The organism is Scrofimicrobium sp. R131, assembly GCF_040256745.1.
In the GTDB taxonomy this organism is placed as follows: Bacteria; Actinomycetota; Actinomycetes; order Actinomycetales; family Actinomycetaceae; genus Scrofimicrobium; species Scrofimicrobium appendicitidis.
Genome location: NZ_CP138335.1, coordinates 489,190 through 515,279 on the forward strand (window position 1 = coordinate 489,190; position 26,090 = coordinate 515,279).

Annotated in this window: 23 protein-coding genes; 13 read left to right on the forward strand and 10 right to left on the reverse strand. The window is 62.3% G+C overall.

Annotated features, from left to right (window positions below):
- The first annotated feature begins 3 nt into the window (after positions 1-3).
- Both SAC06_RS02390 and SAC06_RS02395 read left to right on the forward strand, forming a co-directional pair.
- Positions 4-1,494 carry a PTS ascorbate transporter subunit IIC gene (locus tag SAC06_RS02390; RefSeq protein ID WP_350258617.1) on the forward strand — a complete coding sequence of 497 codons (1,491 nt, stop codon included), beginning with the start codon at positions 4-6 and terminating at the stop codon, positions 1,492-1,494.
- 222 nt (positions 1,495-1,716) lie between these two features.
- Positions 1,717-2,577, forward strand: a complete 861-nt coding sequence (locus SAC06_RS02395) for an SDR family oxidoreductase (protein WP_350258618.1) — start codon at positions 1,717-1,719, stop codon at positions 2,575-2,577.
- Positions 2,578-2,584: 7 nt separating this feature from the next.
- On the opposite strand, the gene SAC06_RS02400 is transcribed toward SAC06_RS02395, so the two are convergent.
- The gene (locus SAC06_RS02400) at positions 2,585-3,799 is read right to left on the reverse strand and encodes an MFS transporter (protein WP_350258619.1); all 1,215 of its coding nucleotides are present in this window, start codon (positions 3,797-3,799) and stop codon (positions 2,585-2,587) included.
- 1,790 nt (positions 3,800-5,589) lie between these two features.
- Between SAC06_RS02400 and typA the strand changes: the two genes are divergently transcribed.
- Entirely contained in the window at positions 5,590-7,509 is a 1,920-nt protein-coding gene (gene typA / locus SAC06_RS02405) for a translational GTPase TypA (protein ID WP_350258620.1), read from the forward strand.
- Between the two features lie 53 nt (positions 7,510-7,562).
- Here typA and SAC06_RS02410 read toward each other — a convergent pair whose 3' ends face one another.
- The gene (locus tag SAC06_RS02410; RefSeq protein ID WP_350258621.1) at positions 7,563-7,721 is read right to left on the reverse strand and encodes a hypothetical protein; all 159 of its coding nucleotides are present in this window, start codon (positions 7,719-7,721) and stop codon (positions 7,563-7,565) included.
- Between the two features lie 160 nt (positions 7,722-7,881).
- Between SAC06_RS02410 and fdxA the strand changes: the two genes are divergently transcribed.
- From fdxA to SAC06_RS02425, 3 genes are all read left to right on the forward strand, one after another.
- A complete protein-coding gene (gene fdxA, locus SAC06_RS02415) occupies positions 7,882-8,199 on the forward strand; it encodes a ferredoxin (protein WP_350258622.1) in 318 nt (105 codons plus the stop codon).
- 36 nt (positions 8,200-8,235) lie between these two features.
- On the forward strand, positions 8,236-9,381 hold the full coding sequence (dapC, locus tag SAC06_RS02420; protein WP_350258623.1) for a succinyldiaminopimelate transaminase: 1,146 nt from the start codon (positions 8,236-8,238) through the stop codon (positions 9,379-9,381).
- 157 nt (positions 9,382-9,538) lie between these two features.
- Positions 9,539-10,897 carry a citrate synthase gene (locus SAC06_RS02425; protein WP_350258624.1) on the forward strand — a complete coding sequence of 453 codons (1,359 nt, stop codon included), beginning with the start codon at positions 9,539-9,541 and terminating at the stop codon, positions 10,895-10,897.
- A gap of 59 nt (positions 10,898-10,956) precedes the next feature.
- On the opposite strand, the gene SAC06_RS02430 is transcribed toward SAC06_RS02425, so the two are convergent.
- From SAC06_RS02430 to SAC06_RS02440, 3 genes are read right to left on the reverse strand one after another with little or no spacing between them, the layout of a single operon-like run.
- Positions 10,957-11,946: a DapH/DapD/GlmU-related protein gene (locus SAC06_RS02430; RefSeq protein ID WP_350258625.1), complete on the reverse strand. Its 990-nt coding sequence runs from the start codon at positions 11,944-11,946 to the stop codon at positions 10,957-10,959.
- 45 nt (positions 11,947-11,991) lie between these two features.
- Positions 11,992-12,702, reverse strand: coding sequence for a Maf family protein (locus SAC06_RS02435; RefSeq protein ID WP_350258626.1), 711 nt, complete (start codon positions 12,700-12,702; stop codon positions 11,992-11,994).
- Positions 12,702-14,426: a DUF885 domain-containing protein gene (locus SAC06_RS02440; RefSeq protein WP_350258627.1), complete on the reverse strand. Its 1,725-nt coding sequence runs from the start codon at positions 14,424-14,426 to the stop codon at positions 12,702-12,704. The genes SAC06_RS02435 and SAC06_RS02440 overlap by 1 nt, the downstream gene beginning before the upstream one ends.
- 138 nt (positions 14,427-14,564) lie before the next feature.
- Here SAC06_RS02440 and SAC06_RS02445 point away from each other — a divergent pair, with 138 nt between their 5' ends.
- The 3 genes from SAC06_RS02445 (at position 14,565) to SAC06_RS02455 (ending at position 17,746) form a co-directional block, all read left to right on the forward strand.
- Entirely contained in the window at positions 14,565-15,647 is a 1,083-nt protein-coding gene (locus SAC06_RS02445; protein ID WP_350258628.1) for an adenylate/guanylate cyclase domain-containing protein, read from the forward strand.
- A 92-nt stretch (positions 15,648-15,739) separates the two neighbouring features.
- The gene (locus tag SAC06_RS02450) at positions 15,740-16,411 is read left to right on the forward strand and encodes a response regulator transcription factor (protein ID WP_350258629.1); all 672 of its coding nucleotides are present in this window, start codon (positions 15,740-15,742) and stop codon (positions 16,409-16,411) included.
- Positions 16,412-16,423: 12 nt separating this feature from the next.
- Positions 16,424-17,746: an ATP-binding protein gene (locus tag SAC06_RS02455; RefSeq protein WP_350258630.1), complete on the forward strand. Its 1,323-nt coding sequence runs from the start codon at positions 16,424-16,426 to the stop codon at positions 17,744-17,746.
- Here the strand turns inward: SAC06_RS02455 and SAC06_RS02460 are convergent.
- A complete protein-coding gene (locus SAC06_RS02460; protein WP_350259142.1) occupies positions 17,714-18,148 on the reverse strand; it encodes a GtrA family protein in 435 nt (144 codons plus the stop codon). The genes SAC06_RS02455 and SAC06_RS02460 overlap by 33 nt on opposite strands.
- A 57-nt stretch (positions 18,149-18,205) precedes the next feature.
- Between SAC06_RS02460 and galE the strand changes: the two genes are divergently transcribed.
- Positions 18,206-19,195 (forward strand): UDP-glucose 4-epimerase GalE, encoded by a 990-nt coding sequence (gene galE / locus SAC06_RS02465; protein ID WP_350258631.1) that lies wholly within the window; start codon positions 18,206-18,208, stop codon positions 19,193-19,195.
- A 102-nt stretch (positions 19,196-19,297) separates the two neighbouring features.
- Here galE and SAC06_RS02470 read toward each other — a convergent pair whose 3' ends face one another.
- The 4 genes from SAC06_RS02470 to SAC06_RS02485 are packed head-to-tail and all read right to left on the reverse strand — an operon-like array spanning position 19,298 to position 23,024.
- Positions 19,298-20,578 (reverse strand): LCP family protein, encoded by a 1,281-nt coding sequence (locus SAC06_RS02470; RefSeq protein WP_350258632.1) that lies wholly within the window; start codon positions 20,576-20,578, stop codon positions 19,298-19,300.
- Between the two features lie 9 nt (positions 20,579-20,587).
- On the reverse strand, positions 20,588-21,850 hold the full coding sequence (locus SAC06_RS02475) for an LCP family protein (RefSeq protein WP_350258633.1): 1,263 nt from the start codon (positions 21,848-21,850) through the stop codon (positions 20,588-20,590).
- Between the two features lie 57 nt (positions 21,851-21,907).
- A complete protein-coding gene (locus SAC06_RS02480) occupies positions 21,908-22,333 on the reverse strand; it encodes a DUF2304 domain-containing protein (protein ID WP_350258634.1) in 426 nt (141 codons plus the stop codon).
- Positions 22,334-22,337: 4 nt separating this feature from the next.
- The gene (locus SAC06_RS02485; protein ID WP_350258635.1) at positions 22,338-23,024 is read right to left on the reverse strand and encodes a glycosyltransferase family 2 protein; all 687 of its coding nucleotides are present in this window, start codon (positions 23,022-23,024) and stop codon (positions 22,338-22,340) included.
- Positions 23,025-23,135: 111 nt separating this feature from the next.
- Here SAC06_RS02485 and SAC06_RS02490 point away from each other — a divergent pair, with 111 nt between their 5' ends.
- Genes SAC06_RS02490 through SAC06_RS02500 form a run of 3 tightly spaced genes read left to right on the forward strand, consistent with a single transcriptional unit; the run spans position 23,136 to position 25,838 of the window.
- Positions 23,136-23,747, forward strand: coding sequence for an acyltransferase (locus SAC06_RS02490; protein ID WP_350258636.1), 612 nt, complete (start codon positions 23,136-23,138; stop codon positions 23,745-23,747).
- On the forward strand, positions 23,737-24,849 hold the full coding sequence (locus tag SAC06_RS02495; RefSeq protein ID WP_350258637.1) for a DegT/DnrJ/EryC1/StrS family aminotransferase: 1,113 nt from the start codon (positions 23,737-23,739) through the stop codon (positions 24,847-24,849). Before SAC06_RS02490 ends, SAC06_RS02495 begins: the two co-directional genes overlap by 11 nt.
- A 2-nt stretch (positions 24,850-24,851) precedes the next feature.
- On the forward strand, positions 24,852-25,838 hold the full coding sequence (locus SAC06_RS02500) for a Gfo/Idh/MocA family oxidoreductase (RefSeq protein ID WP_350258638.1): 987 nt from the start codon (positions 24,852-24,854) through the stop codon (positions 25,836-25,838).
- Positions 25,839-26,090 lie beyond the last annotated feature (252 nt).

Here is a 26,090-nt window from a genome sequence, read left to right on the forward strand (position 1 = left end):
AAAGTGAACGTTATCGTCGCAATTGCGGATTTTATTGTCCAGCAAGTACTTTCCGTTCCCGCCTTTCTGGTGGGCATCGTCGTAGCGATCGGCCTGGCTGCCATGAAGAAGTCCGGTGGCCAAATCCTTGGGGGAGCCCTCAAGGCCATCATGGGCTTCCTGATTCTCTCTGCTGGGGCTGACGTAGTCGTAGCCTCGCTTGACCCTCTCGGTACTATGATCCTAGGTGCTACCGGGGCTCAGGGCGTGGTGCCTACCAACGAAGCCATCGTGTCAATTGCGCAGCAAGACTTTGGAGCCGTCACCGCCTACGTGATGATTCTTGGTTTTGCTGTCTCGTTGGTTCTGGCACGCTTTACCCCGTTGAAGTACGTGTTCTTGACCGGTCACCACATTTTCTTCATGGCGACCATGCTGACTGTGGTGCTGGCAGCCGCCAACGTGGCAGACCCGATCGTGGTGATTGTCGGCTCCATCATGCTGGGAATCATCATGGTTATCATGCCGGCGTTCGCGCAGCCATTTGCGCGTAAAGTAACCGGCACGGACACGCTGGCAATTGGCCACTTCGGGACCCTGGGGTACATCACTGCCGGAGCGGTTGGAGCCGCAGTTGGCAAGCGATCCAAGTCAACTGAGGATCTGAAGCTGCCGCAGGGGCTGAACTTCCTCCGAGACTCAATGGTTGCAACCGCGCTGTCGATGGTCCTGTTCTATGCGGTGTTTTCCGTCTGGTATCTGCTGGCGGTTGGGGCTGAGGAGGCGTTCGCCCTCTTCGGGTCGACCGACACCGGCGGGTACATCATGACCGCCCTGACCAATGGGCTCAAGTTCGGAGTCGGGGTAGCGATCATTCTCTACGGGGTCCGGATCATTCTGGGCGAGATTGTCCCAGCGTTCCAGGGGATTGCGGCCAAAGTGGTTCCCGGAGCACTGCCGGCTTTGGACTGCCCGATCTTCTTCCCCTACGCACCGAATGCAGTGCTAGTTGGATTTGTGTTCTCATTCATTGGTGGGCTGGTCTCGTTGGTGCTGCTCGCGACCGTGTTTGGGCCTGCGTTCGGTTTGGCTTTGATTCTTCCGGGAATGGTCCCGCACTTCTTCACCGGTGGAACGGCAGGCGTGTTCGGGAATGCAACCGGTGGCCGGCGCGGAGCCATGCTGGGCGCCTTTGCCAACGGCATCCTCATCACCTTCCTTCCGGCCCTGCTGCTCAAGGTTCTGGGCTCGCTGGGCTTCGCCAACACCACGTTCGGTGATACCGACTTTGGCTGGTACGGCATTGTGGTAGGGAATGCCGTCAAGGCCGGCCCGATCTTCGGGATCATCCTAGTTCTGGTCATTGGGATCGTTCTGGTCGCGCTCGCATCCATTTGGCAAAAGCGCCGGGTGGATACGGGCTGGGAGCCGGCTGTGGGACACACAGAGTTCCTTCAGGAAGTGAAGGCTGCTGAAGCCGAGGCGAAGGGAGCGAAGGGAATGCATCGGAAGTAGTTGTCATTGGTCGGCCCTCTGTGGCCGAGCCTAGGAGGAGTGCCCCCACCAGCGGTTTTGGTGGGGGCACTTTCTCTTGCTTTTGCCTCGCCGACTGGACGTGAAATCCTGACCACTCGCCTAAACTGGAAGTGCGGGACTCGTGGCACGCCGATGTGTCACCAGGCGGAGCCCGCTCGCACATCGTTGTCGTGTGCACAACTTGCTGAAACGGAGTAAACAATGGGTGTTTATGTAGTAACTGGCTCGGCTTCTGGAATGGGACGATCGACCGCGGAGCAACTCCGCTGGGAAGGCCACCGAGTGATTGGCGTTGATCTTCATCGAGCCGAAGTGCAGGCAGATTTGTCAACGGTTGAAGGACGTCAGCGAGCAATTGACGAGATCTTGGCTAGCTGCAACGGCCGTCTGGATGGGGCAGTCTTGGCAGCTGGTTTGGGCCCGATTCCCGGCAATGAGCGGCTGATTGCGTCGGTGAACTTCCTGGGGGTCGTGGAGCTGCTGGAGGGGATGCACGATGTGCTGGCGGCAGCCGGAAATGCAAAAGTAGTAATTTTCTCCTCCAACTCGACGACTACGATTCCCGGTATTCCGAAGGAAGTGGTGGATGCGTTCTACCGCCGCGACATCGACCAGGCGTTGGAGATTGCGGCGCAAGCTGGACCGCAAATGGCCCCGAACTTCATTTATGCCGGCTCCAAGACAGCTATCACCCACTGGATGCGGACCATTGGCGTGACTGAGGATTGGGCCGGTCAGGGAATTCGGGTCAATGCACTTGCTCCGGGTGCGATTCGCACACCGCTAATTGAGAAGCAGTTGGCGGATCCGAAGTTGGCTCCGGCCATCAAAGCATTCCCGGTTCCGGTTCGTGAGTTCGGCAAGCCCGAGGAAGTCGCACAGTGGGCAATCTTTATGCTTTCGCCCGCTGCCAACTTCCTTTGTGGATCCGTCATCTTCCTAGATGGCGGCACGGATGCGTACTTCCGCGCTGACTCTTGGCCCAAGGCAATGGGGATGGATGAGCTCCCACTTTACCAACAGAAGATGGAGGAGTTTGCTCGAGGAGGCGAAGTTAAATAGCGGCCAACTAGCTGGCGCCCTTGCCTGACGCCGGCAATTCGTCGTCGATTAGGCAAGGGCGGGCGGCAAGCAGTCCGGCACCGGCCATGATGAGCGAGGTGGCTGCCAGGGTGACCAAAATTGGGGTCCAACTACCCACCGCCTCGTACGCCCACCCGGTGAGAAACGGCCCAAGTGCAGCCAAGAAATAACCAAACGGCTGAACGAAAGCGGACACGCCACCTGTGACCGAGCTCGATCTGGTCCGACTGATGATCATTGCCAGTGCCGCGGAGAACGCAAATCCGGAAATTCCTAGGCTCACGGCCCAAATCCACGGAGTCGTGGTGGGTAGGAATGCGACTCCAAGGTAGCCGACGGCCAAAAGTACGGCGAAGAGAACTATCCACCAGCGAAGGCCTTTTTGGCGAGCCACAATTCTGGGCATGAGGAGTCCGCCAGGTACGCCTCCCGCGGCCACGATGCTTACCATCAGGGCCGAGTCGGTGGCACCTAGTCCACCGTCTCGGTACATCTGTGCCAACCACCCAAACTGAATGTACGCCTGCATTGATTGAATGCCGAAAAAGACCATTAGTGCCACAGCGGTAGGTGAGCGCCAAAGTTGGCGCACGTGGAACCGCTGGCCAGAACCGTACGAGGTGGCAGCCTCTGGCAAGTTCGCTCGGAAATGGACGCCAAGCCAAAGAATTAATGCTGCAAGTCCCAAAAGGGCCCAGATGCCAACGCCTAGCCGCCACCCCCGATCGGACCCCAGCCAGCTGGACCCCACTTCTTCGAGGGGGCGGTCAAGAATTGTGGGGAGGATGGCTCCGAGCGCCAAGAATGTCGTATAGACAGTGGACATGGCGGTAGCTGAGTTGGGGTAGGCCACTTTGATGAAAGCTGGGAGTAGCACGTTCCCGATGGCCATTCCGGCCAGGGCGATGAGGGAGAAGCCCAGAAACAGCTCCCAGGAGCCAGTGAGTACCCGGATGGCTGAGCCGAGGGTGATGAAGAGGGCTGCTTGAATCAGTGAGCCGACTAGACCAAGTTTTGGGGCCAGTCGATTGGCAGTTAGGCCGATAAAGGCAAACGACAAGCCCGGAAGCGCGGTAAGGAGGCCCGCCACGGTATCGGACATGCCCAAGTCGGCCTTCAACTCTGCTAGCAGCGGGCCAATTGAGGTGGCTGCTGGCCGGAGAACAATGGCGGTGACGATGACGGCAAGGAGGGAGATCACGCCCGGAGATGGGTGACTGGTCAGTCTTGTCCGCCCAGTCGCTGCAACGGCACTTTCCTGATCCGAATCACTTAGCGCCTGCAAGGTTTCCCCTTCCAATCTCCGTCTCGTGCATTGATCTACGCGTTGCCCGGCTTCCACCAGTATTGGCGCAGTCTCTGTATCAAGCTTCGTCTCATGCCCAAGGTGGTGCAAAATCTGTCCACAAGTTGCGCCGATGTGAGTTCTCCACTGCCTGAGGTCGAGGGGAGTGGGCAAGTCAGACGGAAACGGCCAAAGTTGAAGGATGCGTCAACTCACGAACCTGCCCATTCCCGTTCCGGGGGCGTTTCATCCCCGACGATTGCTGGCTCCGCCCACCCGGAGCCTGGTTCCGCGCGCCACTCGTCGCGGATCTGCCTTGTTGGGTTTCAACCAGATTGAACTCGACCGCAATGAGCGTATTGGCCTGAGCGGACCGGCACCTGTCGGCAGACCGTGGTTTCATTTCAGCTCTTCAGGTTTGAACTACACCCACGAGGGGACTGGGTTGCTGCCGGTAGTGTCGGCCGCGCAGGTGAGAGATTTTGGCAAAACCGTGGGTAGAGCCCGGGCTCGGGAAGGACTGTTTCCGCTCGCATTTGGCTGGTATAGCACCAGGAACCTGACGACGGAGGAGACCATGTTGGCACTCATGAGCATTCTCCCAGTTGACACCGTCATGGCAGGAGAATCTGCAGGCCTGCTCTACGGGATTGAAGCTAGGCCCGCATCCTCCTACCAGCAGCCTTTCCGGCTGTGCGTGGCCCGTCCGGAAGGGAACAGGGCGATCCGACGTCCAGGTGTCCGGTGTCGGATCCTCAAGTTTGAGCCGGGTGACCTTGTTCGTAGATACGGGATCCGGTGCACCTCTGCCCTTCGAACCGCGTTGGATATGTCCCTGGGGGCCTCGCTAGATGTGGCCACACACGTGCTCGAGACATTTGTCCGCCGCGGTTGGATAACCAAAGCAGATCTCGAGGAACGGGTGGCGCTAATGCGTGGGTGGCGGGGGATTCGCGTGCTGCGCGAGGCGATCAGACTAATGGACTCCCGCTCGGAATCATTTTTTGAGACTTCGGTTCGGATTCGTCTGTTTGAGGCCGGTCTTCCCGCTCCAACTCCGCAGGTGCCGGTCAAGGTTCCCCATCTCCAGGCCCCGTTCCGGCTCGACCTTGGATGGCTAGAATCTGGTGGCAACGCGGTCAATCTTGGTCTCGAATGTGATTCCAGCAAGTATCACCCGCTGACCGGGGAAAAGGCGGACGCAGACCGCCTTCGTCGGGAGGAGATCGAGCGCCAAGGATGGCGAGTGATGTCTGTCCGATACAGCGAACTGCGAGGTCCCAAAATGACTTTCGAACGTGAAGTCGCCAAGTGGCTCAAAAGACCGTTGGTTGTCAGCGAACGGCGACCTTGGTCGATCTCCCGGTGGCAACGGTTGCGAAATGCATGGGTACGGCAGGACTACCAGCCAATAGTGTTGGGGTAGCGCACCGGAAGTTCCGACCCGATTGTTGTCGTCTGTTGGACCCCGAAAGCGACCCTGCTGCGCCTCAGCTAGCCCGGCAAGGCCAAGGAGACGTGGCGAATTTCTCTTGAATTTTCTCTGGTGTCCAGGTGAATCATGGCTACGCTGGATTAATGAATGTGCCCGGTGAGCAGGGCGGTCGGCGAAAGTAATCGCAGGTGTGAGACGGTCGATTTGCTCCCTGCACCCGATGAACTTCGACTGGGCGGACTAGACCGACCAGTCGGCAGATGGAGGAAAAGTGCCCGTACGCCCCGACCTACGCAACGTTGCAATCGTTGCACATGTGGACCACGGCAAAACCACCCTGGTTGATGCGATGCTGTGGCAGGCGGGTGCCTTTTCGTCCCACCAGACCGCGGAAAGCACTGGCACGCGAGTAATGGACTCGGGCGATCTTGAACGAGAAAAGGGCATCACGATCCTGGCCAAGAACACGGCCGTTAACTACGCAGGTCCGGCCGCTCAGGAGCTGGGCCTTGACGGCGGGGTCGTCATCAACGTGGTCGACACTCCGGGACACGCGGACTTCGGAGGCGAGGTGGAACGCGCCCTTTCGATGGTTGACGGCGTGGTCCTACTGGTGGATGCTTCGGAGGGGCCACTGCCTCAGACCCGGTTTGTTTTGTCCAAGGCGCTGCGGGCTCTGCTGCCCGTGATCCTGGTGGTCAACAAGGTGGATCGACCAGATTCCCGAATTGACGAGGTGGTGCAGGAGACTTCTGACCTGCTTCTCTCGCTCGCGGAGGACTCTTTGGGTGACGGCTATGACGTCGACATCGACCGGATTCTTGAGGTCCCCGTCGTCTATGCTTCGGCCAAGGCCGGTCTGACTTCCCTTAACAAGCCCGATGACGGCGACCTGCCGGATAATGACATGGAGCCTCTGTTCCGGACCATCCTGGAGGCAATCCCCGGGCCGCATTACGTGGAGGGTGCGCCCCTTCAAGCGCAGGTGACAAACTTGGATGCTTCTCCGTTCCTGGGCCGCTTGGCTCTGGTTCGAGTCCACAATGGCGAACTGCACCGAGGCGACCAGGTGGCGTGGGTCCGCCCTGACGGGGATACCCGCAACGTCCGGATTGCCGAGTTGCTTCGGACCGAGGGACTAGAGCGAGTTCCATCGCAGGTCGCTGGGCCTGGCGACATCGTGGCTGTGGCCGGCATTCCCGAGATCACTATCGGTGACTCGCTCGTGGACAAGGATGATCCCCACCCACTTCCCGGGATCATTGTGGACGATCCGGCCATCTCGATGACTATTGGCATCAACACCTCGCCGATGGCGGGCCGGGTGAAGGGTGCCAAGGTGACCGCTCGCGCCCTCAAGGAACGCCTAGAACGAGAAATGGTTGGCAACGTTTCTCTACGGGTGTTGCCAACTGACCGCCCCGACGCTTGGGAAGTTCAGGGGCGAGGTGAATTGGCTCTGGCCATTCTGGTTGAGCAAATGCGCCGTGAAGGCTATGAGATGACCGTGGGCAAACCGACCGTGGTCACCCGGATGGTGGACGGCAAGTTGCACGAGCCGATGGAGCGCTTGACGGTGGACATCCCCGAGGATTATCTGGGGGCAGTAACCCAGTTGCTCGCGGAGCGCAAGGGCCGGCTCGAGACCATGTCGAACCATGGAACCGGGTGGATGCGGCTCGAATTTGTGGTCCCGGCGCGGGGCCTGATTGGGTTCCGCACCCAGTTCTTGACTGATACTCGTGGGACGGGGATTCAGTCCTCTATCGCGGCCGGTTACGAGCCGTGGGCCGGGGACATTGAGCAGCGTAAGACGGGGTCCTTGGTGGCGGACCGTCCCGGACAGGCTACCCCCTACGCCATGTTGAACCTGCAGGAACGGGCTTCATTTATCGTCGAGCCGGGCTCGGAAGTGTATGAGGGTCAAGTTGTCGGCGAAAATCCTCGCAATGAAGACATGGACGTGAATATTACGCGCGAGAAGAAGCAGACCAACATGAGGTCAGCCTCGGCGGATGTGTACGAAAGCCTGACGCCTTCGCGGAAGTTGTCCCTGGAGGAGGCGCTCGAGTTTGCCGCCGAGGACGAATGCGTTGAGGTCACCCCAGAGTCGGTTCGCGTGCGCAAGGTGGAGCTTAACGCGCAGGACCGGTTCAAGATTGCGGCGCGCAAACGCCGGGCCAACAAGTAGAAGCAACTGGCGACTGGTCGGGCATTTGCGCCCAGTCGATCATCGGGCGCGGTCTATTTGAGATCGGGTGAGACCTTCTTACCCGTGATCATCTGGTGGGCAGGAACCTTCACCAGGCCGCGCTTTGCCTCCACCACCACATAGTGGGGTGTGGTCTCCACCAGGGTGCCCAGCGCATCGTGGATTCCGTCTTCGCTTTTGTATCTGACCACCACTCGTTCGCCTGGGGTCCAGGCGAGCCAGGGCAACGGGGGTAGGTTCGTTTTCATAGAGTTCACCGAGTGGTCGTCAATATGCGTCCAGTCACCCAAAGTGTACTCGCTCTTCTGCTCGAGACAGTGCCATAATGGTTGAGCATCTACAGGAGGAATCATGACTTACGTAATTGCTGAACCTTGTGTCGACGTCAAGGACCGAGCCTGTGTGGATGAGTGTCCCGTTGACTGTATTTACGAGGGGAAGCGTTCGCTCTACATTCACCCTGACGAGTGTGTCGACTGCGGCGCCTGCGAGCCAGTGTGTCCGGTAGAAGCCATCTTCTATGAGGACGACTTGCCAGAAAAGTGGTCGGACTACTACCGGGCTAACGTTGAGTTCTTCAACCAGATTGGCTCGCCAGGTGGCGCCCAAAAGACCGGGCCGCTCGATTACGACGACCCGATGGTGGCTGCTCTCCCTCCGCGCGACTAGTCGCACAATCCCGACCAGTCGCCAATTAGGAGTTTCATGCTCGCCCCCCTGAACCTGCCAGATTTCCCGTGGGACACAATTAGCGAGGCCCGGGCACGTGCCGAAGAGCATGTTGGCGGCATTGTTGACCTGTCTGTTGGGACGCCGGTCGATGCCACTCCTGAGGTAGTTCAGAATGCGCTCCGAGCCAGCTCTGATTCCCCTGGGTATCCGCTCGTCGCAGGCACGCAGCAGGTGCGTGACGCCATCAGAGCATGGGTCCAGCATCGCGGGATGGTTGACCCGGGCGAAAGTGGCGTTTTGCCTACGACCGGGTCCAAAGAGATTGTGGCCTGGTTGCCGCGCATGCTGGGAGCGCGCGAAGGCAATGTGATCCTGTTTCCGGATGTCGCCTACCCAACGTACGAGGTGGGGGCCAACTTGGCGGGAGCAGTTCCGCTGGCAGTGAACCAGGCCGACGTCTCGACCTGGCCGAACACCGCGGACATTGTCTGGCTCAATTCGCCGTCGAACCCGACTGGCCAGGTGCTCTCGGCGGATCAGCTGAAGTCTGTCGTCCGGTGGGCTAGGGAGCGGAATGCGATTGTCGTGGCCGACGAGTGCTACGCAGAGTTGCCCTGGTCGCAGCGGTACCGGGACGAGGGGGTGCCGTCTCTCTTGCATCCTGCGGTTTGCGAGGGTGATGTCTCCGGTCTGCTCGTTGTGTACTCACTTTCTAAGCAGTCGAACATGGCAGGTTATCGGGCCGGAGTAGTGGTGGGCGACCCGCAGCTGGTTCAGGCGTTGCTGGAGGTGCGCAAGCACGGCGGAATGATGGTGCCCGCTCCGGTGCAGGCGGCTATGAGCGCGGCTTTGACGGATCGAGCCCACGTCGACGAGCAGTATGAACGGTACCGGGAGAGGCGGCGCAAGCTCGCAGCGGCACTGTCCAGGGCTGGGTTCGAGCTCGACGAATCGAACGAGGCAGGATTGTACCTCTGGGTGACTAGCCCCGCTGACTGGGCGGGAAAGACCGACCAGTCGGCAGTTGGTGGCCGAGCCCTCCTGAACTGGTTCGCCGCCCGCGGAATCCTCGTCGCCCCAGGTGACTTTTATGGCCCAACCGCGCGGAATCACGTGCGGATCGCACTGACCGCGACGGACGAAAGGATCGATGCTGCCTGCGAGCGGATCGAATCCTAGGAACGTTGTGCGCTTACACACGAAACGTAATAACCTGGGACTAGTGTCATGGAGTGCCCAGCCGCACAACGGTGAACATGCGGGGACTACACAAATGACGCATAGACGACAATCGGGGTCTGGGCCCCAGTGCACTTAACCAAGGAGTCTCAACAGAATGACTAAGAAGACTGATCCGGTCGAAGAAGTCGACGAAGCTACCCCAGCTCAAAAAGGCGATGGCGTACTGATCGACGAAGGCGTTGAGGTACCGCTTCCCCGGGTTTCCGCCAGTGTTGGTTCCGACGGCCTGGGAATCGGCAAGCTCCTGAGCTCCACGGGTGACGTGACCCTGGACTACGGGTTTGCCAACACGGCTTCCTGCGCCTCATCGGTGACTTACATCGACGGGGATGCCGGCATTTTGCGCTACCGGGGCTACCCGATTGAGCAGTTGGCGCGCCATTCCTCGTTCCTGGAAGTGGCGTACCTGCTGATTTACGGTGAGCTTCCCACGGCGACCGCCCTCGAGAAGTTCCTGCGATCCATCCAGTCTCAGCGCCTGCTCCACGAGGATTTCAAGGCGTTCTTCACTGCCTTCCCGGCGAACGGACACCCGATGGCGATCCTGCAGGCGGGCGTTGCGGGGATGGCCACCTACTATGAGGACACCCTGAACCCGCACGTCCCGGAGCAACTGGATCGCGCACTGGTCCTGCTTCTGGCGAAGATCCCCACCATGATCTCGTACATTGCGAAGCGGGCGGCGGGCCTTCCCCTGCTTTACCCCGACAACCAGCGCGGCTACACCGAAGATTTCATTCGGATGACGTTCGGAATGCCTTACCAGTCCTACGACATCGATCCGGCCCTGGTCCGGGCGCTCGACATGCTGCTCATCCTGCACGCTGATCACGAGCAGAACTGTTCGACGTCGACCGTGCGGATGGTCGGTTCTTCGGATTCGAACCTGTACGCGTCGGTCGCGTCGGGCGTGGGTGCCTTGGCGGGCCCGCTTCACGGCGGCGCAAACGAGGCGGTGCTGCGCATGTTGACGCAGATTGAGGAATCTGGCGAGGACGTTCACACCTACATCAACCGGGTGAAGAACAAGGAGGCCGGCGTCCGCCTGATGGGCTTCGGCCACCGGGTGTACAAGAATTACGACCCCCGGGCCGCCATTGTGAAGGAGAGCGCCCACGACGTGCTGACCCGGCTGGGCAAGCGCGACCGCAAGCTCGACATCGCAATGGAGCTGGAGGAGATCGCCCTGCACGACGATTACTTCCACGAGCGCAAGCTGTACCCGAACGTCGACTTCTACACCGGCTTGATCTACTCGGCGATGGGCTTCCCGACGAAGATGTTCACGCCGCTGTTTGCCCTGGGCCGCCTCCCCGGCTGGATCGCCCAGTACCGCGAGATGGTCAACGACCCGACTACTCGGATCGGTCGCCCGCGCCAGGTGTACACCGGCTACGTGGAGCGCGACTACGTGCCGCTTCGTGGCCGAGCCAAGGAAGTCCACGAAGGCTAGTTAGTCGCTAAGGACAGCAAGATCCCCGCCAGAGCTTACTGGCGGGGATCAGCTTTTGCTTAGGAGTGCACGCTCGGGGTGCTGCCATCTGCCAACCGGATCGGCTTTCCTCCTCGGGCCAGGGCCTCCACCCTACCGTTCACGGAGTTCCGGCGGAACAGGACGTTCGAGGCTCCCGCCAGGTCCAGCGCTGGCACCACCACCGGGTCGACAAACATACCGTCGTCACCGGGCACCACGCCTCCGGTCAGCATCAGGGAAACCTGGGTGGTACCCGTCAGGTAAAGCCCCGACTCGACCACACAGTCGTCGCCGAGGGGAATCCCCAGCCCGGAGTTGGCTCCCAGCAGACAGTTCTCGCCCATGGAAACTTTGGCTCCCGAGCCGTCGGCCACCATGGACATGGTCGAGGCGCCCGCGCCAATATCGGTGTTCTCGCCAATTACGACTCCCTGTGCGAGCCGGCCCTCGATGCTGCACCGGCCCAGCGTGCCCGAGTTGTAGTTGACAACTCCGCCGTGAGCCACCGTGGTGCCGGCAGCCAGGTGGGCACCGAGCCGGACGCGCGCGCCATCGGCGATTCGCACTCCCGACGGAACCACGTAGTTGACCATCGGTGGGAACTTGTCGACCCCGACGACGCCGATTGGATGCCCGTACTGGGCGCGGAGCCGATAGCGGGTGGTCTCGAAGTTGTTGATCGAGCAAGGGCCGGCCGAAGTCCAGACCACCACCGGCAGCCGGGACAGCATCCCGTCCAAGTTCATGGTGTTGGGTTGGACGAGGCGGTGGGACAGCAGGTGAAGACGCAGGTAGGCATCGGCGGTGGAGCCGGGTTGGTCATGCAGGTCGGCCACGCACCGGACCACGGAGGTGTGAACCCCGCGGGCCTCGTCGTTTCGCTCCAGCTGAGACAGCGTGTTCAGCAGTTCCGGGTCGCCGCCTTCAGGCATCGGACCCAGGTGCGGTTCTGGATACCACACGTCTAACGTGCGTCCCGATTCTGTCACCGTCGCCAGACCAATACCCCACGCAAGAAAACTTTCCATATGTTTACTTTACCTTTCTGTGCTGATTCGGCACAGGTGGGGCAACTAGTTGGACGAGCCGGTGGTCCACAAATCCGGCCAGAAGATACCCAGTTCGGTGGCCAGGTCTCGCAAAAGGGGCAGGGACAAGCCGACCACCGCGTGCGGGTCCCCCGTCACCCCTCGGATGAAGGGACCGCCGAGCCCATCAATGGTGAAGGAGCCAGCCACTTCCAGCGGCTCTCCGGTGGCAACATACGCTTGGATTTCCGCTTCGCTGATGGAGCCGAAGTGAACCGTGGTGGAAGCCGACCCGGTCACCTCTTGGACTGTTCGGTAGGAACCCCGGTCAGGTTCTAGCTCGAGCAGAATCAGGTGGTGGCCGGTCCAAAGAACTGCATCCTGACCTTGGAGCTCACGGATCCGTTCAACTGCTACCTGGGGCTCATGTGGTTTGCCGAGCATTTGCCCGCGGAAGGACAGCATGGAGTCACACCCAAGGACCAAAAGCTGCTGACTGGTCGGGCTTATGCGCCCAGTCAGCAGTGCTGCCCGTGCCTTGGCTTGGGCCAGCAGGTTCACCTCCTCGGCCGGAGTCAGCTCCTCATGCCGACTGGTCGCACTAGACCGACCAGTCGACAAAATGGCATCTTCATCAACCTCCGTCGGCAGCACCTGCGGCTCAATTCCTGCCTCCAGCAGGAGTTTCGCCCTCGCCGGGGAGGCGGACGCCAACACCAGGCCTACTCGAGCGGCCCGAGGATGATTGTGAGCCATCAGTTCGCAGGCCCCAGAAGTGCATCCCGTAGGGTGTCCATCGGGAGGCTTCCGAGCCCGAGTGCCGCTGTGTGGAACTGGCGCCGGCCTGCTTCCGCAGTGAGTCCTGTGCCGTGCTGGCTCAGGTAGTCGACCCGAAGCTGCTCCCACAGGCGCTGTCCCACCTTGTACGACGGCGCCTGGCCGGGCCAACCCAGGTACCGGTCCAGCTCGAACTGCCGGAACCCGTCGGTCATCGCCACGTTGCTGGCCAGGAACTCCTCCGCGAAGGCGCTGTCCCAGTTTCCGTTCCCGTCGGGGCGCTCCTTCCCGAGGTGCACACCAATATCCAGCACAACCCGAGTTGCGCGGAGCCGTTGGGCGTCCAGCACCCCCATCAGGTCCGGAAGCTCAGTCTGGTATCCCAGCTCGACCATCAGGTTCTCCGCGTAGAGGGCCCATCCTTCGCCGTGGCCAGAGTTCCAGCACGCCAGCCGCCGCCAAAGGTTCGGCTGCGATGGGCCGGTCATGGCCAGGCCGATCTGCAGGTGGTGACCGGGGACGCCCTCGTGGAAGACCGTGGTCCGCTCCTGCCACACGTGGAACTCGTCCTCTCCCGCGGGCACGGACCACCACATCCGGCCGGGCCGGGAAAAGTCGGTGCTGGGGCCGGTGTAGTAAATGCCTCCGTTGCCGGAGGGAGCCAACATGCATTCGATCCGCTGGAGCGGCTCAGGAATGTCGAACTCTGTGCCGTTGAGGTCCTTGATGGCCTGATCAGCGGTGGCCTGCATCCATTCGCGGAGGGCCTCGCGCCCGTGCAGCGTCAGTTTCGGGTCCGCATTGAGCCGGTTGAGCGCCTCTTTCGCCGGCAGGTCGGTTCCGAAGATCTCCCGAGCGATTCGCCGCTGTTCGGCGTCAATCTGGGCGAGTTGGTCCAACCCCCACTCGTAGGTCTCATCCAGATCGATTGTGGCTCCTACAAACAGGCGGGAGAAACGCTCATAGCGTTCTCGGCCCACGCCGTCAGCGGCGGGTGCCAGGGGAAGAAGCTCCCGTTCGAGCCAGTCAGCCAGTTGGCCGTAGGCGCTGGCGGCCTCGGCGGTGGCGTTCTCGAGATCGGTGGTGGGGGCTCCGGCGGCGATCCCTTCAGCTCGGAGTTGTGAGAAGACGGAGCTTGGGTCGGCTAGGTCGGCCGCGGCCCGCGCCTGTTCAATGGCGATGAGTACTTGCCGGCGGGCAGCTACCTCTCCGCGAGCAGCGGCGACGCCGAGGGATTCGCGGAATCCGGACAGGGCCGCACCCACTCTCGCCGACTGGTCGGTAATGACCGACCAGTCGGCGAGAGTGTCCTTGGGGAGCAGATCAAACCCGTCCCGCACCTCCTGGAGCGGCGAGGCAATGTTGTTGAGGGTCCGCTCGAACTCGCCAGCCTCGTACAGTTCCTGATCGAGGCCGAGCCGGTCCTCCAGCGCGGCGGCGGTGATCCGGTCGATGGAGTCGAACTGTTCGCGATTCCTTGGCTCCCGCACATAGGCGAGCAACTCGGCGCCAAGCGCCTGCTCAGCGGCCAGCCCGGCGGGGGAGTAGTCCGGAAGTTTGCCTTCCGACTGCCCGATTCCCCAATCCAGGGCGGCGAGCGGGTTCAGTTTCGCGTACTGGTGAATATACTGGTCACAGCGCTCGTCCAGGGCTGATGCTGGACGGGGCTGGGGCAGTTGAGTGGTGTCTGTGTTCTTGCTCATTCCCCTAGGGTAGTTCACGCAGGGCTGACACGAAGGTGAGATCGCCTCTCGCCACGCGCGCCCCTGATGGTCTAAAGTGAAATAGACCACACCGAAGTTTGGGGAGATTTTTCGTTGCCAAAGGATGCGCAGGTGCGAATGCCGATTGCAGACGGACCGAAGGGCCAGTCGCTCGCTGGCGTTAGCCAGTCGCCCCCTCCGGCGCACCCACATTCGACTCCGGTTACCTATCGGCGCCAGCTCCTTGGGGGTGAGCCAACTCTGACGTCCGCACAGTTGGCCGAGGCGGCCGACGCCACCTTGGAGGAGTTCAACGACTACTGGTTGGCGATGGGTTTCCCAGTTCCGGAGCCGGGCGAGGTGAAGTTCACCCGGGCCGATCTGGAGGCTTTTCGCGAGTGGATGGGCCTGTTGGAGGAGCATAACCTGCAGCCGGGCACGGCTTTGTCGCTGGCCCGGGCGGGCTCGCACCTGGCGGACCGGTTGGCCCTGTGGCAAATTGAGGCCCTGGTGGAGGACGCTGAGCGCCGGTACGGTTTGGATGACTCGGCCGCTCGGCTCGTGACGCTGGACGACATGGAGACCTACGTTCCGATCTTTGAGTCTCAGCTCCTTTATGTCTGGCGCCGCCAGATGGAGGCACTGCTTGAGCGGATCACCAAAGAGGTGGCGATGCGCCCGTCGGATCATTCGCGGCGGCGCTTCCCCCTGTCGCGTTCGCTCGGGTTCGTCGACATGGTTTCTTACACCTCCAACTCGTCGGCTATGGGCGATCAGCTGGTGGGTCTGATTGAGCGCTTCGAGTATCTGTGTCGGTCGGCGGTGACCGCCCAGGGGGGCCGGGTGGTCAAGATGATTGGGGACGCGGTGTTCTTCATCGCTGACGATCTACCGACCGGGGTGCGGGTGGTGACCTCGCTGATGGACGCGCTCGGCCAAACGGAGGGGATTTTGCCGGTGCGGGCCTCCCTTGTTTACGGGGATGTTTTTTCCCGCTCCGGGGATGTCTTTGGGCCCCCGGTCAACCTGGCTTCCCGCCTCGTCGATATCGCGCCGACGGGCGATATTCTGACCGACTCTCCGACGGCCGCACTGATTTCTGCCGGGCGCGGCGGCGACGGATTTGGTGTGCGCGAGTTCCCTTCGACCAGGTTGAGGGGGTTTGGACGGGTCTCCCCGTATATGATTACCTGGGACAAGGTGCCTGAACCCGAGAAGTGACCCTGTATTTTCACCAAACTTGGTCTATTCTTTAAGTAACTCATAAACTTTGACGGGTGCTGAGCCCCGGCTGGGGAGGAAAGAGGATTCAGATGACTACTGTGCTTCTCGTTGAGGACGACCCGGCGATTTCGGAACCGCTGGCCCGGGCATTTGGCCGGGAAGGCTACGAGGTGCGTGCTCACGGCACGGCCCGAGGCGCGCTGAACGAGGTTGGATCGGCCGACCTGATCGTGCTGGACTTGGGTCTGCCGGACATGGACGGGCTCGATGTGGCGCGCGAGATTCGCTCCCGCGGCCTGGATACGCCCATTTTGATTTTGACCGCCCGCACGGATGAGGTGGACATGGTGATCGGCCTGGACGCCGGTGCCGATGACTATGTGACTAAGCCGTTCCGGCTGGCAGAACTCCTGGCCCGGGTTCGGGCCCTGCTGCGCCGGTCCGGGTCCGAGGCGGCCGACTCGGAAATCCGGGTCCAGGACGTGGTTGTGGACCTGGCCGGACACCGAGTTTTCGTCGGCGGGGAAGAAGTCTCCCTCTCGGCGAAAGAGTTCGATCTGCTCCGGGTGCTGGTCTCTTCGGCCGGCACGATGGTTTCGCGCGAAGACCTGATGCGGGAAGTGTGGGGCTCGGATCCGCAGGGGTCGACTAAGGCCCTCGACACCCACGTGTCGTGGCTTCGCCGAAAGCTAGGTGACAATACCGCCGATCCGCGCTACATCTCCACTGTGCGGGGGATGGGCTTCCGTTTCGAGAAGTAACCTGGCGCTGACATGCGCGCGCGGACAACTCGGCTAATTGTCACCGTGGTGACGATTGTGGCCCTGATCATGGGGATTCCCGGCTCGGTAGTGGCGGGAATGCTGGTCTGGAACTCGGCCCAGTCTGCCCTCGACACGCGCGTGCAGACGCTGGGCCGGTCGATCGACCGCCGCCTCGACGACGACCTGTGGGTCACCCAGCCGCTGGTGGCCGCGCTCACCAACCCGGTGTCGGGGGAGCAGGACGCCTTCACCGAGATCAGAGTTGGCGGAGAGTACAAAGTAATTTCCGGGACCAAGCGGAGCGGGCCGCTGCTAGAAGCCAAAGTTCGCTCCTCCAACGGCGCCACCGTCATCATGCAGATCAGCGCCTACCCGGTCGCCACCTCGGTTGCCCGCGCCGCCATGTTCTTTGCCGGGGGCGCCCTGCTGTCGATTCTGCTCGGGTGGTATCTGGCCTACCGGATGTCCAGACGCTTGTCCGCTCCGCTCATCTACCTGGCCGCGCAGGCCGAACAGATTGGTTCCGGGCAGGTCCGGGCCCGCCTCAAGCCCTCCGGGATTGAAGAAATTGACCTGGTTCAGGAGGAACTGGTCCGGACGGGCGAGCGGATGGCCGGCCGGTTGGCAGCCGAACGCCAACGCTCGGCCGACGCCTCTCACCAGTTGCGCACGCCCATCACGGCGCTGTCGATGCGCCTCGAGGAAATCGAGATGATTACCACCGAGGACGAGGTCCGCGAGGAGGCTCGGGCCTGTCTGGATCAGGTGGAGCGGTTGACCTCGGTGGTGACCGAACTCCTCGACGAGCGCCGACGCAATCAAAGCTCCACCGAAGCCCTGCACATCCTGGAGGTGTTCAACACGCAGCGGGAGGAGTGGGAGGATCAGTTTGCCGCTGCCGGCCGGGAACTAGTTTTCTTGGACGAGGCGGAGCGGCCCATTTTGGCGGAGGCGGGGAAGATTTCCCAAGTGCTCGCCACTTTGATCGAAAACTCGCTGCGCTACGGCGCGGGGAAGACGGTGGTGCGGGCCCGGAAAGCCGCCAGCTCGCGCGGTGTGCTCATTGAGGTGAGCGATGAGGGGGAAGGCATTGAGGACGACATGGTGGACGAGATCTTCGACATGGGCGTCTCGGGACACGGGTCTTCCGGGATTGGCCTAGCCCTGGCCAAGGATCTGTCCCAGGCTATGGGAGGCCGCCTCGAACTGACCCAAACCCACCCACCGGTGTTCACCCTGTCTTTGGCCGCGATTCCTTCCAACTTTGATCCGGACCTGGTGATGCCGCAGGGTCCGCTGCTATCGGTCGGTCGGCGCAGTCGCCGGCTGTGAAAACACCAGGTACCGGTAGCCGAAGTAGCGCAGAACCGTCCCCAGCGCCAGGCCGACCACATTGGCGGAAATGTTGTCCGCCCAGACGCTGGTCCAACCGAGCAGGTAGTGGGAGACCCACAGGCACAGCAGCGGCGGTGTCAACCCCAGCGCGTTAACCACCAGGAAGATGAGGAGCTCGCGCCCCGGCCGGTCGGTGGCCCGGGATCGGAAAGTCCACAGCCGATTTAGCATCCAGGAAAAACAGGCGGCCACCAGGACCGCGGCCACCTTAGCTGCGAGGACGAACTGGAGGGGCAGGGCCGCCCTGACCAGATTGAATACGGCGAAGTCCACCACCCAGGCGAGGGCGCCGACAGTGCCAAACTGGGTCAGCTCGACCAGTCGCGGCGGTACTTTCATCACCTGAATAGCATAAGGGACCAAAAGTGGGCTGGCTGGACCGCGTATGCTGGAGGTATGACAATTCTGGTAACTGGTGGCGCCGGATACATCGGCGCGCATGTGGTGCGTCTCCTGCAGGAGCGGGGGGAAAAGGTCGTCGTGGTGGACGACCTCTCGTTTGGCAACCCGAAGCGAATCGGGGATGCCAAGCTGGTAAAAACGGACATTTCGACGGACGAGGCGTGGCGGCTGTTGACCGACACGATGGTCGATGACGACGTCGAGGCGGTGATCCACTTTGCAGCTCGCAAGCAGGTGGGTGAGTCGGTCCAGCGTCCCTCCTGGTACTTCCGGCAGAACATTGGCGGCATGGCGAACCTGACCCGGGCCATGAACGACGCGGGGGTGGAAAAGATGATCTTTTCCTCTTCGGCAGCGGTCTACGGGATGCCGCCGGTGGACGTGGTGCCCGAGGACATCGACCTCAAGCCGATCAACCCCTACGGGGAGACGAAGCTGATTGGCGAGCAGTTGCTGGCTGACTGCGAGGTGGCCTGGGACCTGCAGTGGGTGGCTCTGCGCTACTTCAACGTGGCCGGCACCGGCTGGGTGGACCTGCAGGACCCCGCGGTGCTGAACCTGGTTCCCATGGTCCTGGACCGCCTGGCAAAGGGGCAGGCTCCGAAGATCTTCGGGGACGACTACCCGACCTCGGACGGCACCTGCATCCGCGACTACATTCACGTGATGGACCTGGCCGATGCGCACATCAAGGCGCTGGACCAGCTGAACTCGGGGAAGCTGGAGCATCACCAGTTCAACGTGGGGACCGGCAAGGGAACTTCGGTTCGCGAGATCATTGAGGGCCTGCGGGACATTTCCGGGATGGACTTCCCGATCGAGGTGGCTCCGCGGCGAGCGGGCGACCCACCCAAGCTGATTGGGGATGCGAGCCGGATTCAAGAAGACTTTGGCTGGTCAGCCCAGTACGGGGTGAAAGAGATCCTCGAGTCTGCCTGGGAGGCGTGGCAGCAGGGCCCCAGAAAGATCGAGTGGTCAAACTAGTGCGCCCACTCGGCGTGTGAGAGTCAGAAGGGCCGTCCCGCAGGGGCGGCCCTTCTGCATCACCCTCCGCTCGACTGGTCGGACAAGACTGACCAGTCGGCACTAGAAGTCCGTGGCGAAGTCCTCCGCCGTCAACGTCCCGTCCCGCAGCGCCTCGAAGAACCCGGGCGCCAGGTCCTCGTTCAGCAGTACCACGGAGCCAACGTCAGTCATTTCCGACTCGGATGCCAGCGGGGGAGTCCCAGACAGGTCGCCGCGGCTAGCAGAACGGAACGCGAGCAGCAGCCGCGCAATGTCGATCACCCCGGTCTTCTGATCCACCGACAGAGTCTCGGTCCCGGTCTCGGCCAAACGCCACTGCGCCGCCGGGTTAATCAGCATCGAGGGGGAGAACGTCTTCTTCGTTACCGCCGAGATGACTTGCCGCTGGCGTTCGGCTCGGCCCAGGTCGCCGCGCGGATCGGAGTAGCGCATCCGCGCAAACGCGAGCGCCTCCTCGCCGGCCACGTCGTGGCAGCCGGCGGTCCAGTTCAGCCCGGACAGTTCGTCGTTCACATCCATGTCGAGGCACAGGTTTACCCCGCCGACCGCGTCCACCAGGGGCCCGAACCCCTGCATGTTGATCTGAACGTAGTGGTCCACGTGCAGGCCGGTCAGGTTCTGCACGGTCTCCACCAGCAGTTGGGGGCCACCAAATGAGAATGAGGCGTTGATCTTATTCCAGCCGTAGCCGGGAATGTCCACGTAGGTGTCGCGCGGCAGCGAGATCATGGAGGTCTGCCCGCCCGGCGCCTTCCGAATCAGCATGATCGAGTCGGAGCGTTCGCCTTCGATGTCGCCCGGGTCCCCTTCGACTCGGCCGTCGCTGCCCGCCAGCAGGTAGGTGGTGCCGGTTTCGCTTCCGCCCGGTACCAGCGCATCGACTCGGTGCAGGTTCGAATTGACCCAGAACACCAGCCAGGCGGGCCAGGCGATCACCACCAGCAGGACGAGCACGATCAGAGCGCGCCACGGGTGGGAGCGCCGGCGTTTTCGGGCCGGCCCTGATCCCGGATAGCCGGGCGAGGCGGTCGACCGGCTCGGGGCGGGCTGAGTCGCCACGGGCTGGGGCGCCCACGCCTGAGCGGGTCCGGCCCCGGGTGGCCGGGTGGCCGGCTGCACTGATGGTGGCGCCGCAGGTTTGCGCCGGGGCGCGTAGGAAGGGGGAGGCGGAGCCGACGGCTTGGGTGTCTCCGCTCTGGGAGGCTCGGCCTGGGCGTCGGGAAGGATCGATCGACGAGGGGGAGTGCCCGCTTTGGGTGGGGCCGCCTCGCCCCCGGGCCGGGTGGGTCGGCGACGCTGATCACCGTGGGCGGGGGGAAATGCGGGCGGTGGGGTTGACACGGGTGTCTCCTACTCCCCGGTTTCCTCGTCGGAAGGAATGATCGGGGCTCCGTTTTCGTCCAGCTCGTAGGGGTTGCCCAGGTCGTCAGTCATGATGGCCTCGCCGGCGTCTCCCACGATGAAGGTCTGGTTCTGCAGGTTTCGGAACAGCGTGCCCGCCGGCAGTGGCTGATCGTCGATCAGCGCCTGGAAGATCGCGGATGCCTGGTAGTAGTCGGGCAGGACGCGGTTTTCATCCTCCGGATCCGGCAGGTACGGGGTGGTGACGAAACGGATGTTCTCGCGCGGGGTGTTCCGGATCGAGTTCAGCAGCGCCGCGTCGGTCCGCCAGCTGTTCAGCGAGGGGGAGAACTTCGAGGTGCTGAGCCCCTCCTGGACGAACTTGTACAGGGACGGGAGGTTGGTGAACATGTTCGAGTCCAGGATCTGGCTGACCATCTGGCCGATCAGCCACTGCTGGCGGTCGATTCGGCGCAGGTCGGATCCGTCGGCCAGGTCTTTGCGGGCCCGGGCAAACGCAAGGGCCTGCTGGCCGTGCAGGGTTTGGCAACCAGCGGGAACATCCAGGCCGGCCAACTCGTCATACATGGCTTCGTCCAGGCAGATGTCCACCCCGCCCAGAGTGTCGACCAGACGGGAGAAGCCGGTGAAGTCAATGACCACGAAGCCGTCGATGGTAATGCCGGTGAAGTCTTCGACTGTGGCCTGGGTGCAGGCGATCCCACCGGCAATGTCGTCCAGCCCGGCCCCGTCCGCGAAGGCAGAGTTGAACATGCCGTAGTGCGCGTAGGTGTAGGAACCGTCGGCGGTCTGGCAGGAAGGAATGTCGACCATCATGTCGCGTGGGATGGAAAGAATGGTGGCGTGCTGACGGTCGGCCGACAGGTGCAGAATCATCGTCGTGTCGGAGCGGATGGTCGGGTCCAGGTCAATGGTGCCGGCTCCGATTTCGCCGTTCTCGTTGTATCGGGAGTCGATTCCGGAAACCAGGATGTTGACCGGGCGACCCTCGAACGCGTCCGGAGGCAACTCCTCGTTCACCACCGTGGCCGATTGACTGTTGTCCGAGCCACGGTTGGCCGTGCTGATGACCGAGTCTTTGATCTGGTGGTCCAGGTTGTTGATCATGAGGGCCCCGGCCACCCCACCGAAGAGAGCGACCGCCAGCACCGCCGCTAACACCGAACGAACCCAAGGGAACCGGTAGGGGTTCGGTGAGGCGTGCGCGATCGGCAGGCGATCAGTGTTGGCGCGCGATTTAGCTTTGCTCATATTGTCGTTAACTTCTTCCCGGCGGCGGAGCCCAGGCGGCCCCTTCCCGTCATGCTACTAGTGTGCCCGGTCAGACTCGTCAGGCGCACCGCTGGGTGCGTCGTTGGACCGGTGGGTGGAACCGTGTGGATCGGAAAGGCCAGTTGGGGGCTTGGGAGCTGACTCCAGGGCTAGGGCCCGAGCCAGCAGAGTTAGTTTACGATCGTTAGCTGAGTCGCGCCGATATCCGGTGGCCATCTGGGTGAAGACCACCAGGAACAGCACGTAAACCAGGAGGTTGACCCCGGACGTAACTCCGATCAACCAAGCCAACCGGTTGATCACGTCGGGGAAGACAACCGCGAAGCCTGCCGCCACCACGATCAGCATGACGCCCAACCGGCGCAGTGCCAGGTGGTTGGCACTCTTGATCGGTCGCATCATGAAGTAGGTGACGACGACCAGCCCGATAATCAGGATCGTTTTGATCAGCCAGTAGGACACGGGATCACCCCAGCACCAGTTCAACCAGAATATTCACCGAGTTCAAGAGGGATTGCCCCTTGGACTTGGAATAGTCTGTGTAGCGGATATGGACCGGCATCTCGACCCATTTGAAGTCGGTCTTGGCCAGCTGACCGATGATTTCGGAGGCATGGGCCATCCGATCCTGCTGCAGGCTCACGCTGGCGGCCGCATCTCGACGAAGCAGCCGCAGTCCATTGTGGGCATCGGTCAGTTTGAGCCCGGTGCGCCACCGGGTCACCGTTGCGGCGGTGCGCAGCACCAGCCGTTTGGCCCAGCCGATGTCGACCTGCCCTTCAAGGAACCGGGACCCGTAGATGACGGACAGGTCATCCGCCTCGGCCCGGGCCACCATGGCGGCCGCGTCGTCGGTGGAATGCTGACCGTCAGCGTCAAAAGTGACCAGGTACTTGGCCTCGGTGTAGTGCAGGACGTACTCGATCCCGGTCTGCAGGGCCGCGCCTTGGCCCAGGTTGATCGGGTGCTGCACCACGTAGGCCCCGGCGTCGGCGGCAATCTCAGCGGAACTATCGCTGGAACCGTCATCCACACACACAATGTTGGGGAAAGTTTTGCGCGCCTCACGCACCACATCCCCGATGACGGGGCCCTCGTTATAGAGGGGGATCACCAACCAGGTGGAGGTGATGGGGGCAAAATCGGCACACATACGTCCATTGTGTCACGCGGTTTGGGGGATGTGCATCTGCTCATCAGTGTGAGATAGTCTGAGATGACAGTTAGTGCAGCACGCTGGCAGAACCGATTTTAGGGAGTGTCTATGCCACGGATTGTGGACTCAGCTGACGTTTCACCGCAAGCATCGATCGGGGAGGGAACCAGCGTCTGGCATTTGGCTCAGGTGCGTGAGGATGCCCAGATCGGCGAGAACTGCATCATTGGGCGTGGGGCCTACATCGGCACCGGGGTCCACTTGGGCCGGAACTGTAAGGTGCAGAATTACGCCCTGGTTTACGAACCCGCCTACCTGGCCGACGGCGTGTTTATCGGCCCGGCCGTGGTGCTGACCAACGATCACAACCCGCGCGCGGTCAATCCGGACGGCTCGGTCAAGTCGGCCAGTGACTGGGAGCCGGTGGGCGTCACGATTGGCGAGGGGGCCGCGATTGGCGCTCGCGCCGTCTGCGTGGCACCGGTCAAGATTGGCGCTTGGGCCACCGTAGCCGCAGGAGCGGTCGTGACTAAAGACGTACCCGACTACGCCCTGATGGTGGGTGTGCCCGCCCGGCGAATTGGTTGGGTAGGTAAAGCGGGACTAAAGCTTGAGCCCGAGGCCAATCGGCCGGGATATTATCGTTGCCCAGAGGCTGGAACAATGTACCGGGAAATTTCCGAAACGGAACTGGAAGAGGTTGAAACGGATGACAACTGAGGAACTGGCATTTATTCCCCCCGCCAAGCCGATTATTGGTGAGGAGGAAGTGGAGGCAGTTTCGGCCGTCCTCCGCTCCGGCATGGTCGCTCAGGGGCCGCAGGTAGCGGCATTTGAGCAGGAGTTTTCCGAGCAGGTAGTCGACGGCGTGCACTCGGTCGCCGTCAACTCGGGCACGTCCGCCCTGCACCTGGGTCTGCTGGCAGCCGGGGTGGGCCCGGGGGACGAGGTGATTGTCCCCTCGTTTACCTTTGCCGCGACCGCCAACTCGGTTGCGATCACCGGGGCCACTCCCGTGTTCGCCGACATTGAACCCACCTACTTCTGCCTCGACCCGAAGGCAGCAGAGGCCGCCATCACCGAGCGGACGAAAGCCATCATGCCGGTGCACCTGTACGGGCACCCCGCCAATATGGACGCCTTCGAAGACCTGGCTGAGAAGCACGGCTTGGCTCTGTTTGAGGACGCCGCCCAGGCGCACGGGGCCTCCCTTGACGGCCAGAAAGTGGGCACCTTCGGGACGTTTGCCGGCTTCAGCTTCTACCCGACCAAGAACATGACTTCCGGTGAGGGCGGCATGGTTACCTCCGCCTCGGCCGAGGTGGCTCGCCGCGTGCAGGTGCTGCGAAACCAGGGGATGGCCAAGCAGTATGCCAACGAGATGGTGGGCCTGAACAACCGGATGACCGACATCAACGGCGCGATTGGGCGCACCCAGCTGAAGCACCTGGACGAGTGGACGCAGAAGCGGCAGGCCAACGCGGCATTTCTCGATGCCAACCTGGAGGGCGTCGTGGTTCCCGCCGTGGCGGAAGGTGCCGTTCACGTCTACCACCAGTACACGATCCGGGTCGACGCCGCCGATCGTGCGCGCATCGTCGAGCAGCTGCGCGACCAGTACCAGGTTGGGTCCGGTGTCTACTACCCGATTCCCAACCACCGCCTCGTTTCCCTCGCCCACTTTGCCCCGGGCCTGGATCTGCCCGAAACCGAGAAGGCCGCCGCTGAGGTCATTTCGCTGCCGGTCCACCCCTCGCTGAGTCAGGCCGACCTGGAACGGATCGTCACCGCGGTCAACGCGGTCGTTCGGGCGGGAGCATAAACATGGCCAACATTCGCGTCGGGGTCCTGGGAATTGGCTCCATGGGGCGCCACCACGTGCGCAATGCCCGCGCGCTTGAGGGCTTCGATTTGGTGGCCGTAGCCGATCCGGGTGGTGACAAGTTCGGGGTGGCGGGGGATCTGGATGTCCTCGGCTCCGTGGACGAGCTGATCGCCGCCGGGATTGAGGCCGCCATCGTGGCGGTGCCGACCGTCTTCCACGAGGACGCGGCCCTCAAGCTGGCCGAAGCCGGGATTCACACCCTGGTGGAGAAGCCGCTGGCCGGAGATTTGGCGGCCGGACAGAGGATGACCGAAGCCTTCGAAGCCGCCGGTCTAGTCGGGGCGGTGGGCTACGTGGAGCGGTGCAACCCCGCGCTGCTGGAGATGCGCAAGCGCATTGCGGACGGTCAGCTTGGTGAGGTGTACCAGGTGTCCACTCGGCGTCAGTCGCCGTTCCCAGCCCGGATTTCCGACGTGGGTGTGGTCAAGGACCTGGCGACCCACGACGTGGACCTGGCCGCCTGGATTGCGGGCGCACCCTACGAACTGGTCTTTGCTCAGGTTTCGCACCGGTCGGGCCGGGATCACGAGGACATGCTGACCGCGTCGGGTCGTTTCACCAATGGGATCCTAGTCAATCACCTGGTCAACTGGCTCACCCCCTACAAGGACCGCGCCACGATCGTGGTTGGGGAGCATGGAGCGCTGGTGGCTGACACCGCCATGGGTGACCTGACCTTCTTCGAGAACGGCGAGTTTGCCCTCGAATGGGACCAAATTGCCGCCTTCCGGGGAGTTTCGGAGGGGCAGGTGATTCGCTACGCCCTCAAGAAGCGCGAGCCGCTGGCGGTGGAACAGGGGAACTTCCGCGACGCCATCAACGGGCTAAGCTCGAACATTGTGACCATGCGGGAAGGGCTCGACGACATGCGGGTGGTCGAGGCGATGCTCGAGTCGGCCGCCACCGGCGAGTCGGTGAAGCTGTAACCTCGACAGAAAGTTGACCGGGCGTTTGGGTGGCAACACCTGGGCGCCCGGTTTGCTGTTCCGGTCCGGGGGGGGGGGGAGAGTGACCAGGTCCAGCGGGCACCCGGAGCAGTTTGGCCAGTTTTCGGGGGCAAATGAGGGCGGCGCGCAGGTGAGTAATTGGCCTCAAACTGCTGACTGGTCTGGGATGTGCGCCCAGTCAGCACCTATGCTGGTTCGGTACGGAGTGACTTTCCTGTCTCCCCGTGGTCG

Bases quoted from the DNA above. Each gene is read 5' to 3' on its own strand.
- galE (WP_350258631.1), top strand. From the start codon at position 18,206: ATGACAATTCTGGTAACTGGTGGCGCCGGATACATCGGCGCGCATGTG.
- SAC06_RS02450 (WP_350258629.1), top strand. From the start codon at position 15,740: ATGACTACTGTGCTTCTCGTTGAGGACGACCCGGCGATTTCGGAACCG.
- SAC06_RS02430 (WP_350258625.1), bottom strand. From the start codon at position 11,946: ATGGAAAGTTTTCTTGCGTGGGGTATTGGTCTGGCGACGGTGACAGAA.
- SAC06_RS02425 (WP_350258624.1), top strand. From the start codon at position 9,539: ATGACTAAGAAGACTGATCCGGTCGAAGAAGTCGACGAAGCTACCCCA.
- SAC06_RS02490 (WP_350258636.1), top strand. From the start codon at position 23,136: ATGCCACGGATTGTGGACTCAGCTGACGTTTCACCGCAAGCATCGATC.
- SAC06_RS02475 (WP_350258633.1), bottom strand. From the start codon at position 21,850: ATGAGCAAAGCTAAATCGCGCGCCAACACTGATCGCCTGCCGATCGCG.
- SAC06_RS02455 (WP_350258630.1), top strand. From the start codon at position 16,424: ATGCGCGCGCGGACAACTCGGCTAATTGTCACCGTGGTGACGATTGTG.
- SAC06_RS02460 (WP_350259142.1), bottom strand. From the start codon at position 18,148: ATGAAAGTACCGCCGCGACTGGTCGAGCTGACCCAGTTTGGCACTGTC.
- dapC (WP_350258623.1), top strand. From the start codon at position 8,236: ATGCTCGCCCCCCTGAACCTGCCAGATTTCCCGTGGGACACAATTAGC.
- SAC06_RS02435 (WP_350258626.1), bottom strand. From the start codon at position 12,702: ATGGCTCACAATCATCCTCGGGCCGCTCGAGTAGGCCTGGTGTTGGCG.
- fdxA (WP_350258622.1), top strand. From the start codon at position 7,882: ATGACTTACGTAATTGCTGAACCTTGTGTCGACGTCAAGGACCGAGCC.
- SAC06_RS02440 (WP_350258627.1), bottom strand. From the start codon at position 14,426: ATGAGCAAGAACACAGACACCACTCAACTGCCCCAGCCCCGTCCAGCA.
- SAC06_RS02495 (WP_350258637.1), top strand. From the start codon at position 23,737: ATGACAACTGAGGAACTGGCATTTATTCCCCCCGCCAAGCCGATTATT.
- SAC06_RS02445 (WP_350258628.1), top strand. From the start codon at position 14,565: ATGCCGATTGCAGACGGACCGAAGGGCCAGTCGCTCGCTGGCGTTAGC.
- SAC06_RS02395 (WP_350258618.1), top strand. From the start codon at position 1,717: ATGGGTGTTTATGTAGTAACTGGCTCGGCTTCTGGAATGGGACGATCG.
- SAC06_RS02500 (WP_350258638.1), top strand. From the start codon at position 24,852: ATGGCCAACATTCGCGTCGGGGTCCTGGGAATTGGCTCCATGGGGCGC.
- SAC06_RS02485 (WP_350258635.1), bottom strand. From the start codon at position 23,024: ATGTGTGCCGATTTTGCCCCCATCACCTCCACCTGGTTGGTGATCCCC.